This is a genomic window from Paenibacillus tepidiphilus (genome assembly GCF_008635795.1).
Lineage (GTDB): Bacteria > Bacillota > Bacilli > Paenibacillales > Paenibacillaceae > Paenibacillus_AQ > Paenibacillus_AQ tepidiphilus.
On the sequence record NZ_VWRQ01000019.1, the window covers coordinates 94,304 to 108,122 of the forward strand.

General features: G+C 59.0%; 13 protein-coding genes. 11 read left to right on the forward strand and 2 right to left on the reverse strand.

Features of this window, described 5'->3' with window-relative positions; translation table 11 throughout:
- Positions 1-141: 141 nt before the first annotated feature.
- The 5 genes from nirB to F1379_RS21855 all read left to right on the forward strand — a co-directional run bounded on the left by nirB (position 142) and on the right by F1379_RS21855 (position 5,199).
- Entirely contained in the window at positions 142-2,565 is a 2,424-nt protein-coding gene (gene nirB, locus F1379_RS21835) for a nitrite reductase large subunit NirB (RefSeq protein WP_150273933.1), read from the forward strand.
- Between the two features lie 27 nt (positions 2,566-2,592).
- Positions 2,593-2,904 carry a nitrite reductase small subunit NirD gene (gene nirD, locus F1379_RS21840; RefSeq protein ID WP_150274046.1) on the forward strand — a complete coding sequence of 104 codons (312 nt, stop codon included), beginning with the start codon at positions 2,593-2,595 and terminating at the stop codon, positions 2,902-2,904.
- A 30-nt stretch (positions 2,905-2,934) separates the two neighbouring features.
- Positions 2,935-3,810, forward strand: a complete 876-nt coding sequence (locus F1379_RS21845; protein ID WP_150273935.1) for a formate/nitrite transporter family protein — start codon at positions 2,935-2,937, stop codon at positions 3,808-3,810.
- Positions 3,807-4,574, forward strand: coding sequence for a uroporphyrinogen-III C-methyltransferase (gene cobA, locus F1379_RS21850; protein WP_150273937.1), 768 nt, complete (start codon positions 3,807-3,809; stop codon positions 4,572-4,574). Before F1379_RS21845 ends, cobA begins: the two co-directional genes overlap by 4 nt.
- Positions 4,575-4,869: 295 nt before the next feature.
- Positions 4,870-5,199 (forward strand): iron-sulfur cluster biosynthesis family protein, encoded by a 330-nt coding sequence (locus F1379_RS21855; protein ID WP_150273939.1) that lies wholly within the window; start codon positions 4,870-4,872, stop codon positions 5,197-5,199.
- A 140-nt stretch (positions 5,200-5,339) separates the two neighbouring features.
- Here the strand turns inward: F1379_RS21855 and F1379_RS21860 are convergent, their stop codons facing one another.
- Both F1379_RS21860 and F1379_RS21865 read right to left on the reverse strand, forming a co-directional pair.
- Complete coding sequence (locus tag F1379_RS21860) at positions 5,340-6,098, reverse strand: SDR family oxidoreductase (protein WP_150273941.1); 759 nt, start codon at positions 6,096-6,098, stop codon at positions 5,340-5,342.
- A gap of 224 nt (positions 6,099-6,322) precedes the next feature.
- A complete protein-coding gene (locus F1379_RS21865) occupies positions 6,323-7,081 on the reverse strand; it encodes an SDR family oxidoreductase (RefSeq protein ID WP_150273943.1) in 759 nt (252 codons plus the stop codon).
- Positions 7,082-7,376: 295 nt separating this feature from the next.
- Between F1379_RS21865 and F1379_RS21870 the strand changes: the two genes are divergently transcribed.
- The 6 genes from F1379_RS21870 (at position 7,377) to F1379_RS21895 (ending at position 13,716) form a co-directional block, all read left to right on the forward strand.
- Complete coding sequence (locus tag F1379_RS21870; protein ID WP_150273945.1) at positions 7,377-7,994, forward strand: TetR/AcrR family transcriptional regulator; 618 nt, start codon at positions 7,377-7,379, stop codon at positions 7,992-7,994.
- 24 nt (positions 7,995-8,018) lie between these two features.
- Positions 8,019-9,959 carry a sedoheptulokinase gene (locus F1379_RS21875; protein ID WP_150273948.1) on the forward strand — a complete coding sequence of 647 codons (1,941 nt, stop codon included), beginning with the start codon at positions 8,019-8,021 and terminating at the stop codon, positions 9,957-9,959.
- 259 nt (positions 9,960-10,218) lie between these two features.
- Positions 10,219-11,187, forward strand: coding sequence for a metal ABC transporter solute-binding protein, Zn/Mn family (locus F1379_RS21880; protein WP_150273950.1), 969 nt, complete (start codon positions 10,219-10,221; stop codon positions 11,185-11,187).
- Entirely contained in the window at positions 11,180-11,908 is a 729-nt protein-coding gene (locus F1379_RS21885; protein WP_150273952.1) for a metal ABC transporter ATP-binding protein, read from the forward strand. Before F1379_RS21880 ends, F1379_RS21885 begins: the two co-directional genes overlap by 8 nt.
- Positions 11,909-11,911: 3 nt before the next feature.
- Positions 11,912-12,832 (forward strand): metal ABC transporter permease, encoded by a 921-nt coding sequence (locus tag F1379_RS21890; protein ID WP_150274047.1) that lies wholly within the window; start codon positions 11,912-11,914, stop codon positions 12,830-12,832.
- Positions 12,829-13,716 carry a metal ABC transporter permease gene (locus F1379_RS21895; RefSeq protein ID WP_150273954.1) on the forward strand — a complete coding sequence of 296 codons (888 nt, stop codon included), beginning with the start codon at positions 12,829-12,831 and terminating at the stop codon, positions 13,714-13,716. Before F1379_RS21890 ends, F1379_RS21895 begins: the two co-directional genes overlap by 4 nt.
- Positions 13,717-13,819: the final 103 nt, after the last annotated feature.

Below are 13,819 nucleotides of genomic sequence, written 5' to 3' on the forward strand. Positions count from 1 at the left end.
GTATCCGGCTTGAAGCGGCAATGGCGCCTGCTTTCACATTATTAAGCACCGGGAACAGTATGTTCTGCGGGTCTGCTGAGAATGTGTAGCGGGCTTTTTGGTGTTGGTGTTTGTTTTCGATACAGAGAGGAGAGAACCCTTATGTCAGCTGCACGCAAACAACTGGTACTCGTCGGCAACGGAATGGCGGGCGTCCGAACGATTGAGCATCTGCTGAAATTGGCTCCGGAGGCGTACGACATCACGATTATCGGCGCGGAGCCGCATCCCAACTACAACCGGATCATGCTGTCCTCCGTCCTCGCCGGCGGGGCAAGCATGGAAGAAATCATTATTAATCCTTACGAATGGTACAGCAGCAACGGCATCACCCTCCACACCGGCCATACAGTGACAAGCATCGATACGGAGAACCGCAAGGTATACACAGGACAGGGCGTGGAAGCAAGTTATGATGAGCTGATCCTGGCGACCGGCTCGAACCCGTTCATGCTGCCGCTGCCGGGAGCGGATAAGGAAGGCGTGATTGCTTTCCGTGATATTAACGATTGCCACATGATGCAGGAGGCTTCCCGGACGTACAAGAAGGCGCTGGTCATCGGCGGCGGCCTGCTGGGACTGGAGGCGGCGCGGGGCTTGCTGCATTTGGGTATGGAAGTGTCCGTCGTGCACCTGCACGATTATATTATGGAACGCCAGTTGGATGAGACAGCGGCCATTATGCTCCGCAAGGAGCTGGAAGCGCAGGGGATGAAGTTTCTGCTGAAGAAGCAGTCCCAGGCCATTCTCGGCAAAAAAAGAGTCAAAGGCCTCCTGTTCGCAGACGGCGAAACGGCCGAGGCGGACCTGATCGTGATGGCAGTCGGCATCAAGCCGAATGTGGAGCTGGCCCGGCAAAGCGGCATCACCGTGAACCGCGGAATCGTGGTGGACGACGATATGAAGACGAATATTCCCGGCATTTATGCTGTAGGAGAATGCGCGGAGCACCGCGGAATCGCCTACGGGCTGGTCGCACCGCTGTATGAGCAGGGCGCCGTGCTGGCCAAGCGGCTGGCGGGCGTGGCCACGGACGGCTACGCGGGTTCGGTGACCTCAACGAAGCTGAAGGTGTCAGGCGTCGATGTGTTCTCGGCGGGGCAGTTCACGGAGCAGCCGGGAACGCGGGCGCTGCGGGTCCAGGATGAAGTGGACGGAACCTATAAGAAGCTGGTGATCGAAGGCGACAGGCTGGTCGGGGCGGTACTGTTCGGCGACACGGGCGACGGAGCGGAGCTGTTCTCGATCATGAAGAAAGGCGAGAGCATCAAAGGCCGTGAAAAAGAGCTGCTGCTCGGCATCCCCGGCGGCGTGCCCGCCAAGGGCAGCCGCCTCGCGGCTATGGCCGACGACGAGATTATCTGCGGCTGCAATGGCGTCTCCAAAGGCACCATAGCCGAAGCGATCCAGAAGGACGGCTGCACCAGCGTCGGCCAGATCAAGGCCTGCACCAAAGCATCCGCATCCTGCGGAGGATGCAAGCCGCTGGTGGAAGAGATGCTGCAGTTGTATGCCGGAGACAATGCCGTTGCAGTCAAAGAAGGCATCTGCGGCTGCACTTCGCTCAGCCGCGATGAGATCGTCGCCGAGATGAAGCGGATGGAGCTGAAGACGGTCAAGGAAGTGATGCATGTCCTGGATTGGAGCAATCCTGAGGGCTGCGCCAAATGCCGTCCTTCCCTCAATTACTACCTCGGCATGCTGTGGCCGGAGGATTACATCGACGAGAAGGAATCGCGCTTCACAAATGAACGCTATCACGCCAACATTCAGAAGGACGGCACTTATTCCGTTGTGCCGCGGATTTACGGCGGAGTCACCTCTCCGGCGGAGCTGATCAAGATCGCCGAGATCGCCGCCAAATACGATGTCCCGATGGTCAAGTTCACCGGCGGACAGCGGCTCGATCTGCTCGGTGTGAAGAAGGAGGACCTCCCGAAGATGTGGGAGGAGCTGGATATGCCTTCAGGGCATGCCTACGGCAAGACGCTGCGTACGGTGAAGACCTGCGTCGGTTCGACCTTCTGCCGGTTCGGCACCCAGGACTCCATCGGCATGGGCATCCGGCTGGAGCAGACGTTCGAGCGGCTGAACACCCCGGCCAAGGTGAAGCTGGCTGTCTCCGGCTGCCCCCGCAACTGTGCGGAAGCGACGATCAAGGATTTCGGCGTCGTCGCCATCGACGGCGGCTGGGAGCTGCATGTCGGCGGCAACGGCGGCGTGCATGTGCGGGCGACGGACCTCCTGTGCGTCGTGAAGACGGATGACGAAGTGCTGGAATGGGCGTCCGCCTTCCTGCAGTATTACCGCGAGCATGCGGCCTGGAACGAACGCACCTCGCAGTGGGTGGAGCGCGTCGGCCTGGACAGCATCAAGGCGGCGCTGGAATCCCGCGAGGAGCGGCTCGCGCTGCAGGAGCGGATTCAGAAGACGCTCAGCCTGACGACAGACCCGTGGAAGCAGATTGTGAACGAGCCGGAGCTGCGTAAGAATTTCGAGCCGATTCCGCAACCGGAAACGGTATAAACCATATAGGAGGGGTTAGCCATGACGATGACCAAGGTGCTTGTCGGAAATGTAGCGGATATCGACATCCGGGGCTCGCGTAAAGTACAGATGGGCGAGCTGCAAATCGCACTCTTCCGGCTGAGCAGCGGGGAAGTGCGGGCAGTGGAGAATAAATGCCCCCACAAAGGAGGTCTGCTGTCGGAAGGAATGGTCTGCGGCTCCAATATCCATTGTCCGCTGCATGACTGGCGGATCGATCTGGCCAGCGGCGAGGTGCAGTCTCCCGATACGGGCCACGTCAAGACCTACGAAGTGGAAGTGGAGAGCGGCAGCGGCAGCATCTATCTGACACTATAACGAAACTATGGAAGCAGGGGGGAGAAGTCCATGGATTATGTAAAACCAAATGAAGTGCTGTCCGCGATGATCGACGCCGGCAAAGCCAAGGCGGAATTGTCCGTCCTGCAGCTGATCGTGCGGGGGGCTCTCGGCGGAGCGATTCTGGCCTGCGCCACGACTCTCGCCTATACCGCGACCGCCCAGACCGGTCTGCCCCTGGTGGGCGCCATCCTGTTCCCCGTCGGTTTCGTAATGATTATTCTGCTCGGCCTGGAGCTGGTCACAGGCAGCTTCGCGCTGGTTCCGCTGGCAGTATTGGAGAAGCGCACGACCACATCGCGCATGCTGCGCAACTTCTTCTGGGTCATTATCGGGCATTTACTGGGCTGCGCGGCTTATGCCGCGCTGTATGGTCTCACCTTGACCAAGATGGGCACGGATATGTCGAACCCGCTGATTCAGACGCTGATTACAACAAGCGAGGCCAAGACCGTGGCTTACAAGGCGATGGGCGGCGACGGCATGCTGCTGGCGTTCATCAAGGCGGTGCTGTGTAACTGGATGGTTACGCTGGGTGCCGTGCTGGCGATGACCTCCAAATCGACTGCGGGCAAGATCGCGGCGATGTGGCTGCCGATCCTGACCTTCTTCGCCCAGGGCTTTGAGCATACGGTGGTCAATTTCTTCGTCATTCCGGCAGGTATGCTGCTGGGCGCTTCGGTCAGCCTCGCCGACTGGTGGGTGTGGAACGGCGTGCCGGTGCTGCTGGGCAATTTCGCCGGCGGCATGCTGTTCACGGGCTTGCTGCTGTATCTGTCGCACAAAGGCTTCCGCCGGAGCGCTGGAGCGCCGGAAGCGGGTCTGTCATTTCTAAGTGAAGATGCCGCCGCCGTCAAGTCACCGGTTCTGGAGAAGAGCCTATGAGAACAGGGATAATTTCGATTGTCGGTGCCGGTCCCGGCGATCCGGAGCTGATTACGGTAAAAGCGCTGCGCCGCATCCAAAATGCGGATGTCATTTTGTACGACCGGCTGGTGAATGAGGAACTGCTGGGATTTGCCCGGCCCGAGGCGCTGCGCATCTACTGCGGCAAGGCGCCGGGGCGGCATTCCATGCCCCAGGAAGCGACCGAGCATCTGATGGTGGAGCACGCAGCTATGGGCAAGCATGTGGTGCGCCTGAAGGGCGGCGACCCGCTGGTCTTCGGGCGGGGCGGGGAAGAGGCGCTAACCGCAGCGGCCGCGGGAATACCCTATGAGATTATTCCCGGCATGACTTCGGCTATCGGAGCGGCGGCCTCTGCCGGCATCCCGCTGACCCACCGCGGCATTGCCGCTTCCTTCGCCGTTGTCACCGGCAGCCGCTGCCGGGAACACGGCGCTCCCGTGGACTGGGCAGCGCTGGCCCGCGGCGTCGATACGCTGGTCATATACATGGGCATGGCGAACCTGGGCGAGATCCGCGCGCAGCTTATCCAGAGCGGCAAGAGTGCAGCCACCCCGGTTGCCCTGATTGAGAACGGCACGACCGCCTTGGAGCGTACAGTGACCGGTACGCTGGGCACGATCGACAAGCTTGCGGCGGTAATGAAGATCAGCAATCCGGCGCTGATTGTTATCGGCGAGGTTGTTAATGTACGGGAGCAATTGCTGGGCTTGCAGCAGACAGTCCGTGCGCAGATCGGTTAGGACTCAGGCCGGGCCTGGTAGCCGTGCGGGCAAGCCGGGCGCGGCCGGGTTCTATTGTTGATTGGTGGTACCTGAACCCCACGCAATCCAGGGTGAGCTTACAATCGTAACGGACCCCGCCGCCGTTATTTTGGCAAATAGCCCGAGCGAACGGCTAAGAATATGTCGGAGTGCGTTTTGTCACATTTGATGTGATCTTGGTCACGTGGAACGGGTTGAATTTGGGGCTATACTTGCGCCATAATATAGATGTAGATCTAGATATGGCATCCCTTTTCAGGAGGAGCGAGCAGCTATGCATATTCAACTGGACCCATTGACCGAGGACCGTCTGCGGGAAAGTCTCGGCGGCAAACCCGGATATTTTAAAATCTTTTATGATACAGAGGATTGCGGCTGTAACGGCATGCTGGTCATCCGGATTGTCGATGAGCCAAGCCCGACGGACATCCGTTTCCAGGAAGAACCGTTCGTGTTTCTGTGCGACCGCCAGCAGGAGCAGCAGTTTGATCCGGAATTGCGGATTGAAGCCGATCCCGGTTACCCTTCCTTCAAGGTAACCAGCGATGCGGCGCTCTATGGCAGTAATGTCCGCATTCAAGATAAGCGCAACCAAGCGCATTAACAACAAGAGCCGTTGTCCCCGCTAAAGGGGCAACGGCTCTGTCTGCAAATGGGCATCGGGAACTTTCACGGTACGAAGTGCACCCGAAGGCGAAAAGCTGGCAGCAAGGCTTGAAAAGACTACCGCCTTGGGCCGGCCGGTCAGTAAGCCGACCAGCCCCCGTCGGCGGTAACAACGGTGCCGTTGATGAAGCTGGATGCATCCGACGCCAGGAACAGCGCCAGCGCCGCAATCTGCTCCGGCTGGCCGGTAGCCGGATTTAGCGCCAGGCCGGGCTGTGTCCGGCCCATGCCGAACTCGTTGATCCCGGTCATCGACGCGCCGATATTGGTCTCGACGCCGCCCGGGGCGATGGCATTGCAGCGGATGCCTGATTTGGCATACATGAACCCGGTGTTCTTGGTGAAGCCGACCACCGCATGCTTGGTTGCGGTATAGGTGGCCCCCGCCCGTGCGCCGTACAGTCCGCCGACCGAAGCGACGTTGATGATCACGCCGTACTGCTTCTCCAGGAAGATCGGCAGAGCCTTGCGTGTGGCGCGCATGACCGAGGTCGTATTGACCGCAAAAACCTTTTCCCAATTCTCGTCCTTGATATCCCCGGCCGGCTCGAAATTATCCATAATTCCCGCATTGTTGACCAGAATATCGAGCGTTCCGTAGGTACTGACCGTAGTATCGATCAAATGCTGAATATCCACCTCGGCCGCCACATTGGCCTTGACCGCTAACGCTTCCCCGCCGGCTGCCTTAATGGCCTCCACAACCGCCGCGGCGGCTTCTTCGTGAATATCCGAGACAACCACCTTGGCCCCTTCCTTGGCATACAGCACCGCAATGGCTTTGCCCATGCCGGAAGCCGCGCCGGTAACGACGGCCACTTTGCCCGTAAGCTGCATATGGAACTCCTCCAATGATTCGAATTTGCAATGATCTTCCAGCTATCAGTATTTATAGATATTATCCGTTTTATTCTGCTTAGTACTGCTCAGGTGTGGCGGATGTGGGGATTAGCCGGGTAGAGGAGGTTCATTCAGCCAACGGACCCGGAGACTAAAATAATCCCTATACAAACAAGCCGCCCGTATCCACGGGCGGCTCTCAAGCTGTAGAACTTATAAGATCAATAGGCGCTCCAGCCGCCGTCGGCGGTAATTACGGTGCCGTTCACGAAGCTGGATTCATCGGAGGCGAGGAACAGCGCCACCTTGGCGATCTCCTCCGGCTTGCCCAGACGCGGGTTGAGCCCCAGCCCCGGCTGGGTCCGGGCCATGCCGAACTCGCTGATGCGGGTCATCGAGGCGCTGATATTGGTCTCGACGCTGCCGGGCGCGATGGCATTGCAGCGGATGCCCTGCTTGGCGTACATGAAGCCGGTATTTCTGGTGAAGCCGACGACGGCATGCTTGGAGGCGGTGTAGGTGGCCCCGGCGCGTGCGCCGTTCAGCCCGCCTGCGGAGGCGACATTGATGATGACTCCGCTCTCTTGTTCCAGGAAGATTGGCAGCACCTTACGGGTCGCACGCATGACCGACGTCGTGTTCACGGCGAAGATGCGCTCCCAATTCGCGTCCTCAATCTCGCCGGCCGGCTCGAAATTGTCCATGATGCCGGCGTTGTTGACCAGAATATCTACCGTACCGTATGAGTTGACAGCGCTGTCAATCAGCTGTGCTATATCTGCTTCGGCGGCAACGTTGGCCTTGACGGCAACCGCCTCACCGCCGGCGGCTTTAATTTCTGCCACGGCTTGCTCCGCCGCCTCCAGATTGATATCGGACACGACGACTTTGGCGCCTTCCTGCGCATACAGAAGGGCAATGGCTTTGCCCATTCCGGAGGCTGCTCCGGTTACCACGGCTACTTTATTTTGAAGTTTCATCTGATCTCCTCCATTTCACTGATGCGGATTTCGAGTGTGATTTGCTTTCGAGTATTGTGGTATGCGATTTGCGATTTGCGATTTCCGATTTCGGGGTGGCATAGTCCGGCCGCGCGCTCTGGTTGCATTTCCTGCTTGCACTCATAGTATAATTAATTTTAATTAATATCTTCAATATGCAAATTTAATGATAACTGTATGTTAATGAATGTCTGTACAGAAATGAACATGTGTCTATTATTCATTATTCATCAAGAAAGGCTTTGGCCACATCTTGCGAAGGAGGGAAAATGCCATGATTTCAGCTCCGGCTCAGGATAGACGGATTTACAAATCCAAAGGTGCATTGAAGGAGGCTCTGATCCAGCTGCTGCACCGCAAGGAATTCCGCAATATATCGGTTACGGACATCGTGCAGGAGGCGGATTTGAACCGCGGGACCTTTTACAAGCATTATCAGTACAAGGAAGAGCTGCTGGAGGATATTTCGCGGGACGTCATTGAGGATTTGATCCGTTCCTACCGTGAGCCCTATGAGGGCAGCGAAACCTTTGAAGTCGGCAAAATGGGTCCCGGAGGAATCAAAATATTCGATCATGTGCTGAAGCATGCCTATTTCTACACGTTATGCACCTCTTCAAGCGCGCTGATTGTCTTCCGGGAACAAATGATCCATGTGCTGAAAATGCTGTCCCTGCAGGATCTCGGCGACGCTCCGCGCCAGCCGGGACTTCTCGACCGGGAAATGCTGGCCGGCTACCATGCCTACGCCATTCTTGGTATGATTATGGAATGGGTCAACGAGGGCTTCAGACGCAGTCCGGCCTATATGGCGGAGCAGCTGGCACAGATTTTGCAGCTCGATACATCGGATGTCGTCATTAGGCCCCATATTGCCGAGCTGCTCACTTGAGCTGCGGGACGGGGAGAGAATGTAGTGAGAACGATTGGATTGGATATCGGCACCACCTCGATTGCGGGAGTGGTCTACGATTTCAAGCATAAGACTGTAAATTCCACTATTACAGTAACGTCAGAGACAGGAGCCGCCGGCGGACGGGAATGGGAACGTCTGCAGGACCCGGAAGCCATTGTCCGGCGGGTGCTGCAGCTGCTGGGACAGCTGCAGCATGAATATCCCGGTGTTGCGGGAATCGGGCTGAGCGGACAGATGCACGGCATCGTCTATACCGACAGCGAAGGTCAACACACAGGACCGCTGTACACCTGGCAGGATGGCAGAGGGGCCCTGGCCTATAACTCTGCCCGGAGCTATGCAGAGCAGCTCAGTGAAATTACCGGGTGCAGCGTAGCTCCGGGCTATGGGCTCGCGACGCATTATTATAATGAGGCGCATGGGCTGGTTCCGCCCGAAGCGGTCAGCTTCTGCACGATTGCCGACTATGTAGCCATGCGGCTGACCGGCCGGAAGCAGCCGCTGATCGAAGCGACTCAGGCCGCCGGCATCGGCTGCTTCGATCAGCAGCTCGGCGACTTTCGGAAGCGGGAACTGGCAGAGGCGGGCATTCGGGTGGAGCTGCTGCCGGAAATTGCCCCTTCCGGCTCACAGGCAGGAACTACACCGGGAGGTGTTCCGGTATTCACATCCGTAGGCGATAATCAGGCCAGCTTCATGGGCAGCGTACGCCGGCCGGCTGAGTCGGTGCTGCTCAATATCGGTACGGGCAGCCAAGTGTCCGTATGGCTGGAGGATGCCGCTGCTGCGGCTCCGGCGGAAGGGATGGAGGTGCGCCCCTATCCCGGCGGCGGTGCACTGCTGGTCGGCGCCGCGCTGAGCGGCGGCAAGTCTTACGCGCTGCTCGAGCGATTCTTCCGGCAGGTGATCGGGACGTATACGGGCCAGGCGCCGCAGGAAATGTACAGCTTCATGGAGCAGCTGCTGGCCAGCGTGCCGGAGCCTGCGGACGGACTTGCCGTGAACACGCAATTCCTGGGCACCCGAACCGATCCCGCCGCCCGCGGCAGCATTGGGGGGATTTCGCTGGACAATTTCACGCCCGGCGGCTTGGTGCATGCTTTTCTGCAGGGGATGGTGGACGAGCTGCATGGATTCTTCGCGCCAATTCAGAAGCTTACCGCCCGGGAATATACGGCTATGGCCGGTTCCGGCAATGCGCTGCGGAACAATCCGGCGCTCTGCGCCAAAGCCCGGGCGACCTTCGGGCTGCCGCTGCTGCTTAGCGCGGTCCGGGAGGAAGCCGCAGTGGGCGCGGCGCTTTATGCGGCCGTGGGCGCGGGCGGGGTATCCGGCTTCCTGGAAGCCGGGCGCTTCCTGCCCGCTGCCGCTGCGGTTACCTGGCAGGCAGACCCGCCGGCAAGCAGCCGGGAGGAGCCTGCCGCCCTGGAGCAGCAGCCGCCGCCGGATGCAGAGACCCGCGCGCGGCTCCTGCGGGCTTACGGCTTGACGCCTGCGGTGCAGGTCGTCTCTATCCAGCCGGGAGCTTCCATCGGCCCGCTTGTCATCGGGGCCACCCGGGCGGAGCTTGAGGCTGCCGCCGAGGACTATCCGGGCTTCTACAAGGTGGAGTATGACGGGGACGGCCGGGCGGTGTTCATCGAGATCGCCGATCCCGGCGAGGGCTGCACTTGCCGTCTGGCGGGCTGTGAGGCGGATTTGTTCCATACCAAAGCGGAGGAGCTGATCCCCGTGCTGGACGAGCTGTCACCCTATGACCGGAATGATGTTGAAGGGGGCTGTACCTACCGGTTTCCGAACCTCGGGTTAACCTTTTGGCGATCAAACGCCCTTTCGGAAGCGGATTTACAGACGGAGGAATATCTGGCTCTTCCGCCTGATATTTTGGAGGATGAAAGACGCTATCTCTGCTTCGAATCGGTCTCTGTCTGGAAGGTATAACGCTGGAAGGTATAAAGAATATATCACTTATCAACGGCCCTGCCCGCTCTTGCGGCAGGGTTTTTTGCGTCTGCCTACGGCAAGGCGGTGGACCGCTGGCTCCCGCTTTACAAATATCTTTCCCTGGGGAAAAACAATTTGACAACAGAAACAATAGGCATTATTTTAATATATATAAAATAAGTTTCTCTTAGGAAACATTATTTCCAAACCGCACATTATTTCACTTAGGACAAAATATTATTCTGGAGGAGAGAAGATGAGAAGCTATGGACTGAAGAATGTAAAGACCCTCGGAGCGGCGCTGGTGACTCTGGCTTTGTTGACTACGGCATGCGCGCAGGACAACGGGGGGAATGCAGCCGCAGGCGGAGAAGGACGGATCGAGGTGGTGACCACCATCTCGCAAATCGCCGAGCCGGTCAGCGTTATCGGAGGGGACAAAGTGAACGTGCAGAGTCTGATGGGACCCGGGGTCGATCCGCATCTGTATACCGCTACCCAGGGTGATATCGCCAAGCTGGGCGACGCCGATCTGATCCTGTACAGCGGCCTGCATCTGGAAGGGCAGATGAGTGAGGTGTTCGAGGAGATCGGCAAGACGCGGCCTACGGTAGCTATTTCCGAGCAGATCCCTGAAGATCAGCTGCTGAAGGACGGGGAAGGAGCGACCGACCCGCATGTCTGGTTTGACATTGAGCTGTGGAAGCAAGCCCTGGAGCATGCCACCGAAGAGCTGAAGAAGCTCTCGCCGGAGGATGCCGGAGCTTTTGAAGAGAATAAAGCCGCCTATTTCGCCGAGCTCGATGCTTTGAATGAAGCCTCCAAAGCCAAGCTGGCCGAAATCCCGGAAGCCCGGCGGACACTGGTCACAGCCCATGATGCTTTTGGATACTTTGGACGCGCGAATGGCATCAAGGTAGTCGGACTGCAGGGGCTGAGCACGGAGGATGAATTCGGCGTTTCCGATATTGACGACACGATCGACCTGCTGCTGGAGAATGGTATCCCGGCCGTGTTTGTGGAGAGCAGCATTAATCCGAAATCGATTGAGGCGGTCATTGAGGGCGCGAAGAGCCAGGGTCATGAGGTCGTTCTGGGCGGTGAGCTGTTCTCGGACGCCATGGGTGAAGCGGGAACGCCCGAAGGCACCTATCTGGGAATGTACGGGCATAACGTGGATACCATCTACGAAGCGTTAAGCGGAGGGGGCGGCGGCAGTGAGTGATCTTGTTGTTGCAGGCTTAAGCGCCTCTTACCGGCAAAATAAAGTGCTGCACGACGTCTCCTTCCGGGTGCAGCCCGGAACGCTGACGGCGATTGTCGGACCCAACGGGGCCGGCAAATCGACGCTGCTGAAGGTGATGCTGGGACTGCATCCCAGACTGTCCGGCGAGGTGAGCTTCTGGGGCGCTCCGTTCGCACAGGTCAAGACGCGGATCGGCTATGTGCCGCAGCGCGGCTCGGTCGATTGGGATTTCCCGACGGATGCGCTCGATGTGGTGACGATGGGCCTCTACGGCAAGGTCGGCTGGCTGAGACGGCCCAAGGCCGCCCACCGTGAGCAGGCGATGGCAGCGCTGGAGAAGATGGGCATGGCCGGCTATGCCCGCCGCCAGATCAGCCAGCTGTCCGGCGGACAGCAGCAGCGGGTCTTCCTGGCCCGGGCCTTGGTGCAGAACTCAGACCTGTACTTCCTGGATGAGCCGCTGGCCGGCGTCGACGCCGCCACCGAGACGGCGATTATGACTACGCTGCGGCTCCTGAAGGAGCAGGGCAAGACCGTCATGGTGGTCCACCATGATCTGCATACCGTCGAAGAGTATTTCGATCATGTGCTGCTGCTGAACCGGACGGTGGTTGCCCATGGGGGCACAGCGGAGGCTTTTACCAAAGACCAGGTGTACCGCGCCTATGGCGGGGCATTGCGCTGGACCGGAGGTGCGTGATTGATGATTGCCGGACTCTCACCGAATACCCAGTGGGTATTGTTCAGCACCTTGATTCTGGGGATGGCTGCCGGGCTGATCGGCTGTCTGGCTTACTGGAAAAGACAGAGCCTCATGAGCGACGCCCTTTCCCATGCCGCCCTGCCGGGCGTTGTCATCGCCTTTGCGCTGCTGGGCTTCAAGAGTATTCCCGGCATGATCGCCGGGGCGGCCGTGAGTGCGCTGCTCGGCTTTCTGTTCATCCAGTGGATTCAGTCCTCGTCCAAAATCAAAGAGGATACGGCGATGGGAATTATCCTGTCGATCTTCTTCGGGCTCGGCATGATGCTCTTGTCCATCGTCAACCGTACGGCCGGCGGCGGGCAGAGCGGGCTGGACTCCTTCATCTTCGGGCAAGCCGCCTCAATGACCGGCAAGGATGTGCGGACAATGTCGGCGCTGGCGCTGGCCGTGATTGCCGCAGTCGCCATCGGCTTCAAGGAGTGGAAGCTGTTTCTGTTCGACAGTGATTTTGCCAGAGGGCTCGGGCTTTCCGGGAAGCTGATGAACGGCATTTATATGACGCTGCTGATTCTTGTCATCGTTATCGGCATCCAGGCCGTCGGCGTCATCCTGATGTCGGCGCTGCTGATTATTCCGCCGGTCAGCGCCAGATACTGGACGCAATCCTTCAAGCGGATGCTGATCCTCTCGGCGCTGTTCGGCGGCGGGGCAGGGGCGGCCGGAACGTGGATCAGCACGCTGGGCAAAGGATGGCCCACGGGTCCTTTTATCGTGGTGGTGTCGTCCTCGCTGTTCCTGATTTCCCTTGTCTTCGGCTTCCAGAAGGGCTGGCTGGCGAAATGGCGCCATGTGCAGGCCCATAAACGGCAAGCAGCAGAACCGCTGCGGCAGAATGCACGGAAGGAGGAGAGTGCCGTATGAGCTATACCGGCTGGATTCTGCTTACGGCTTCGCTGGTCGGATTAACCTGCGGCATTGTCGGCACCTTCCTGATCCTGCGGCGGATGGCGATGATGGCCGATGCCATCAGCCACAGCGTGCTGCTGGGCATCGTTGTTGCCTACCTCATCACCAGACAGCTGAGCGGCGGGCATATGCTGATCGGCTCCATCGCTGCCGGGCTGCTCACCGCCCTGCTGGTCCAGTTCCTGCATTCGCGCGGCGTGGCCCATGACGCCTCCATCGGAGTTGTGTTTACGACACTCTTCGCTGCAGGAGTCATTCTGATTGCCACACAGGTGGGCAACGCCCATCTGGATGTGAAGCATGCGCTCATGGGCGAGATCACCTTCGTGCCGTGGAACACAGTGGATGTCCCGTGGATCGGCGCGGTTCCCCAGGCGACGCTGCTGCTCTTCATCGTGCTGCTCATCGTCCTTACTGTAATCCTCGCACTGTACAAAGAGTGGAAGATCACCTCCTTTGATCCGGCGCTGGCGGCCAGTCTGGGCTTGCCGGTAGCCCTGATGCACTATCTGTTCATGACGCTGGTATCCGTGACCACCGTGGCCTCCTTCGACGCCGTCGGCGCGATCATGGTCGTGGCGATGCTGATTACTCCGGCTGCGGCCGCCTATCTGTGGACGGAACGGCTGTCCGTGATGCTGCTGCTCAGCTGCGCTTTCGGTGTTCTGGCGGCGGTGGCCGGCTACTATATTGCGGTGCTGCTCGACACTTCCATTTCCGGCTCGATGGCTTTTGCCGCAGGGCTGGTGTTCATCGTCAGCTTTCTGGTGTCGCCTACCAGCGGGGTGCTCGCCAGGCGCTTCCGGGCACCGGCCATTGCAGAGGAGCAGGGGCGCTAACCCGGCAAATGCGGGCGGGAAGATTTCCACAGCTCCAATAAGAAGAAGCTTAAACACGCAGAGCAGCGATCCTCCGCTAAGGGAGAATGCTGCTCTGCTTATT

What these genes read in the sequence shown, in the direction of transcription:
- F1379_RS21865 (WP_150273943.1), bottom strand. Translation starts at nt 7,081, where the DNA reads ATGAAACTTCAAAATAAAGTAGCCGTGGTAACCGGAGCAGCCTCCGGA.
- F1379_RS21860 (WP_150273941.1), bottom strand. Translation starts at nt 6,098, where the DNA reads ATGCAGCTTACGGGCAAAGTGGCCGTCGTTACCGGCGCGGCTTCCGGC.
- F1379_RS21895 (WP_150273954.1), top strand. Translation starts at nt 12,829, where the DNA reads ATGAGCTATACCGGCTGGATTCTGCTTACGGCTTCGCTGGTCGGATTA.
- F1379_RS21870 (WP_150273945.1), top strand. Translation starts at nt 7,377, where the DNA reads ATGATTTCAGCTCCGGCTCAGGATAGACGGATTTACAAATCCAAAGGT.
- F1379_RS21880 (WP_150273950.1), top strand. Translation starts at nt 10,219, where the DNA reads ATGAGAAGCTATGGACTGAAGAATGTAAAGACCCTCGGAGCGGCGCTG.
- nirB (WP_150273933.1), top strand. Translation starts at nt 142, where the DNA reads ATGTCAGCTGCACGCAAACAACTGGTACTCGTCGGCAACGGAATGGCG.
- F1379_RS21855 (WP_150273939.1), top strand. Translation starts at nt 4,870, where the DNA reads ATGCATATTCAACTGGACCCATTGACCGAGGACCGTCTGCGGGAAAGT.
- F1379_RS21845 (WP_150273935.1), top strand. Translation starts at nt 2,935, where the DNA reads ATGGATTATGTAAAACCAAATGAAGTGCTGTCCGCGATGATCGACGCC.
- cobA (WP_150273937.1), top strand. Translation starts at nt 3,807, where the DNA reads ATGAGAACAGGGATAATTTCGATTGTCGGTGCCGGTCCCGGCGATCCG.
- nirD (WP_150274046.1), top strand. Translation starts at nt 2,593, where the DNA reads ATGACCAAGGTGCTTGTCGGAAATGTAGCGGATATCGACATCCGGGGC.
- F1379_RS21890 (WP_150274047.1), top strand. Translation starts at nt 11,912, where the DNA reads ATGATTGCCGGACTCTCACCGAATACCCAGTGGGTATTGTTCAGCACC.